Below are 3,675 nucleotides of genomic sequence, written 5' to 3'. Positions count from 1 at the left end.
CCCCGGTGCGACCGTGCTCGCCGGTCCCGGCGACCTCACCGACCCCGCGGCCCCCGCCGAGCTGCACGCCCGCGCGACCGAGGCGCTCGGCGGACGGCTCGACATCCTCGTCGCCAACCACGCCCTCAGCGGCTCCGACGGCGACCTCGACACCGTCGACGCCGCCATGCTCGACGCGCACTGGGCCGTCGACGCCCGCTCGGTGCTGCTGCTCGTCCAGGCCCACGCCCGGCACCGCGCCGCCCTGCCGTCGCGCACCCCGGGCGGGCGCGTGGTGATGATGACCTCCGGGCAGGACATCGCCGGCGGCATGCCCGGCGAGATCGCCTACGCCCTCCAGAAGGGCGCCCTCGCCTCCATCACCCGCTCCCTGGCCACCACCCTGGCCGAGCACGCGGTCACCGTGAACACCGTCAACCCCGGCCCCGTGGACACGGACTACCTGACCGGCGACACCTACGACGCCATCGCCGCCCTCTTCCCCGCGGGCCGCTGGGGCATGCCCGACGACCCCGCCCGCCTCATCGCGTGGCTGGCCACGGACGAGGCGGACTGGATCACCGGTCAGGTCATCGACTCCGAGGGCGGCTTCCGGCGCTGAACCCGCTCACAGCGCCGACAGCTCGTCCACCAGGTCGTCCAGGCCCAGCGGACCCTGCGACAGCGCGGCCATGTGCCACGCCTTGAGGTCGAAGGCGTCACCGTGCCGCTCGCGGGCGTTCTCCCGGCCCAGCAGCCACGCCCGCTCGCCGAGCTTGTAGCCGATCGCCTGGCCCGGGATCGTCAGATAGCGGGTCAGCTCGCTCTCCACGAAGTCCGCCGGGCGGCTGCTGTGCGCCCCGAAGAACTCCTCGGCCAGCTCCGGCGTCCAGCGCTCACCCGGGTGGAACGGCGACTCCGCCGGGATCTCCAGCTCCAGGTGCATGCCGATGTCGACGATCACCCGGGCCGCCCGCATCATCTGCGCGTCCAGGTAGCCCAGCCGCTCCTCCGCGTCCGTGAGGAAACCGAGCTCGTCCATCAGCCGCTCCGCGTACAGCGCCCAGCCCTCGGCGTTGGCGCTGACCATGCCGACGGAGGCCTGGTAGCGGGAGAGGCTCTCGGCCACGTGCACCCACTGCGCGAGCTGGAGGTGATGACCGGGAACGCCCTCGTGGTACCAGGTCGACACCAGGTCGTAGACCGGGAAGCGGGTCAGCCCCATCGTGGGCAGCCAGGTGCAGCCCGGCCGGGAGAAGTCCTCCGACGGCGGCGTGTAGTACGGCGCCGCCGCGCTGCCCGCCGGCGCGATCCGCGACTCCACCTTCCGCACCCGCTCCGCGAGGTCGAAGTGCGTGCCGTCCAGGGACTCGATCGCCCGGTCCATCACGCCCTGGAGCCACGCGCGGACCTCGTCGACGCCCTCGATGTGCCGGCCGTGCTCGTCCAGGTGCGCCAGCGCCACCCACGGCGTGGCGGCCCCCGGCAGGATCTTCTCGGCCTCCTTCTTCATCTCGCCGAGCAGCCGGTGGTACTCCGACCAGCCGTACGCGTACGCCTCGTCCAGGTCGAGATCGGTCCCGTTGTAGTAGCGGGCCCAGCGGGCGTACCGCTCCCGGCCCACCGTGTTCGGCGCACCCTCGACGGCCGGCGCGTACACGTCGCGCATCCAGTCCCGCAGCTCCACGACGGCCGCGGTCGCCGCGCGGGCGCCCTCGTCCAGCTCCGCGCGCAGCGCGTCCGGTCCCGCGGCGGCGAAGTCCTCGAACCAGCCCCGGCCCTCACCCGTGTCCGCCCACTCGGTGAGCTGCCCGACGAACGTCCCCGTCGGGCGCGGAGCCGCGTACAGCTTGCGCTCCAGGCCCAGCGCGAGGGACTCCCGGTAGCCCGCCAGCGCGGCCGGCACCGCGCGCAGCCGCTCGGCGATCGCCGTCCAGTCCTCCTCCGTCCCGGCCGGCGTCACGGTGAACACCTCGCGCACCGAATGCGCGACCGTGCCCAGGTTGCCGACCGCGCGCAGACCCTCGTCGGCCTCGTGCACGGCGAGTTCCGCGGTGAGCCGCTCGCGCAGCAGGCGGGCGCAGCGGCGTTCGATGCCGCTGTCCGCGCCGGGCTGCCGCTCGGCCTCGTCGAGCCGCGCGAGGGTGGCCCGCTGGAGCTCGGCGAGCGCCTCCTGTCCGGCGGGCGAGAGATCGGGCAGCCGGGAGGAGCTCTCCTTCACTCCGAGGAACGTTCCGGTGACCGGGTCGAGGGCGATGAGCTCGTCGACGTAGGCGTCGGCGACCTGACGGGGAAGCGCGCTGTTGGTCTGAGACATGCGGACCATCCTGGTACGCGTCCCCTCGCACGTCACCCGGTTTGAGCTGTGGGCGAAGGCGGCAGCATGGGGCCGCAGTCCCACTGCTGGAAGATCAGCCGGGTCTCCACGCGGGCCACCTCCCGCCGGGCGGTGAACTCGTCGAGCACCAGCCGCTGCAGATCCGCCATGTCCGCGACCGCGACATGCACCAGATAGTCGTCGGGGCCGGTCAGGTGGAACACGGTCAGCGACTCCGGCAGCGCCCGGATCCGCTCCACGAACGGCCCCACCAGTTCCCGCCGGTGCGGTCTGACCTGCACCGACAGCAGCGCCTGGAGCCCGCGCCCCAGTTTGGCGGGATCCAGCTTCAGCCGGTGCCCGAGGATCACGCCACAGCGGCGCAGCCGGGTCACCCGGTCCAGACAGGTCGACGGCGCGACCCCGACCTGCGCGGCGAGATCCCGGTACGTCGTCCGGGCGTCGTTCTGCAGCAGCCGCAGCAGATGGAGGTCCACCGGATCCAGTACGACAGATTCGGCCACTGGCCGAACGTAACACGGTCTACGGCTTCCTCGACCCGTTCGGTGTTCACCCTTCCGTCCATGGACTTGGGCATGGACACGCGACGCACCACACGAGCACTCGCCACCGAGGCCGTGCACGCAGGCCGCGACGACCTCGCCGGACTGGGACTGCACGCTCCGCCGATCGACCTGTCGACCACGTACCCCTCGTACGACAGCCGCGCCGAGGCGGCCCGCATCGACGCCTTCGCCACCACCGGCGCCGAGCCGGAGGGCCCGCCCGTCTACGGGCGGCTCGGCAATCCGACCGTCGCGCGCTTCGAGACCGCCCTCGCCCGCCTGGAGGGCACGGAGTCGGCGGTCGCGTTCGCCAGCGGCATGGCCGCGCTCAGCGCCGTCCTGCTGGTCCGCGGCTCGATGGGACTGCGGCACGTCGTCGCCGTACGTCCCCTGTACGGGTGCAGCGACCATCTGCTGACCGCCGGACTGCTCGGCTCCGAGGTGACCTGGACCGACCCGGCCGGGGTCGCCGACGCGCTGCGCCCCGACACCGGCCTGGTGCTCGTGGAGACCCCGGCCAACCCCACGCTCGCCGAGATCGACCTGCGGGCCGTCGCCCACGCCTGCGGTTCCGTGCCGCTGCTCGTCGACAACACCTTCGCCACGCCGGTCCTCCAGCGTCCGGCCGAGCACGGGGCGCGCCTGGTGCTGCACAGCGCCACCAAGTACCTCGGCGGACACGGGGACGTCCTGGCGGGCGTGGTGGCCTGCGACGAGGAGTTCGCCGGGCGGCTGCGCCAGGTGCGGTTCGCCACGGGTGGCGTGCTGCACCCGCTGGCCGGATACCTGCTGCTGCGCGGCCTGTCGACCCTG

The 3,675-nt window shown here is 73.2% G+C and carries 4 protein-coding genes; 2 read left to right on the top strand and 2 right to left on the bottom strand.

Annotated features, from left to right (window positions below; all coding sequences use genetic code 11):
- Nucleotides 1-601, top strand: a 601-nt coding sequence (locus tag B7767_RS36685) for an SDR family oxidoreductase (RefSeq protein ID WP_085575793.1), incomplete at its 5' end; no start/stop codon positions are given.
- Nucleotides 602-607: 6 nt separating this feature from the next.
- Here B7767_RS36685 and B7767_RS36680 read toward each other — a convergent pair.
- Complete coding sequence (locus tag B7767_RS36680; protein ID WP_085575791.1) at nucleotides 608-2,296, bottom strand: DUF885 domain-containing protein; 1,689 nt, start codon at nucleotides 2,294-2,296, stop codon at nucleotides 608-610.
- A 32-nt stretch (nucleotides 2,297-2,328) separates the two neighbouring features.
- Nucleotides 2,329-2,820, bottom strand: a complete 492-nt coding sequence (locus B7767_RS36675; protein ID WP_085575790.1) for an Lrp/AsnC family transcriptional regulator — start codon at nucleotides 2,818-2,820, stop codon at nucleotides 2,329-2,331.
- A gap of 60 nt (nucleotides 2,821-2,880) precedes the next feature.
- Between B7767_RS36675 and B7767_RS36670 the strand changes: the two genes are divergently transcribed.
- Nucleotides 2,881-3,675 (top strand): PLP-dependent aspartate aminotransferase family protein (locus B7767_RS36670; RefSeq protein ID WP_085575792.1); only part of this gene is annotated, 795 nt, incomplete at its 3' end.

The sequence above is a fragment of the Streptomyces sp. 13-12-16 genome (assembly GCF_002114215.1).
Classification (GTDB): Bacteria; Actinomycetota; Actinomycetes; order Streptomycetales; family Streptomycetaceae; genus Streptomyces.
Note: the sequence above shows the minus strand (reverse complement) of the source record. Positions and strands in the feature narration are given on the sequence as shown.

What these genes read in the sequence shown, in the direction of transcription:
- B7767_RS36680 (WP_085575791.1), bottom strand. Translation starts at nt 2,296, where the DNA reads ATGTCTCAGACCAACAGCGCGCTTCCCCGTCAGGTCGCCGACGCCTAC.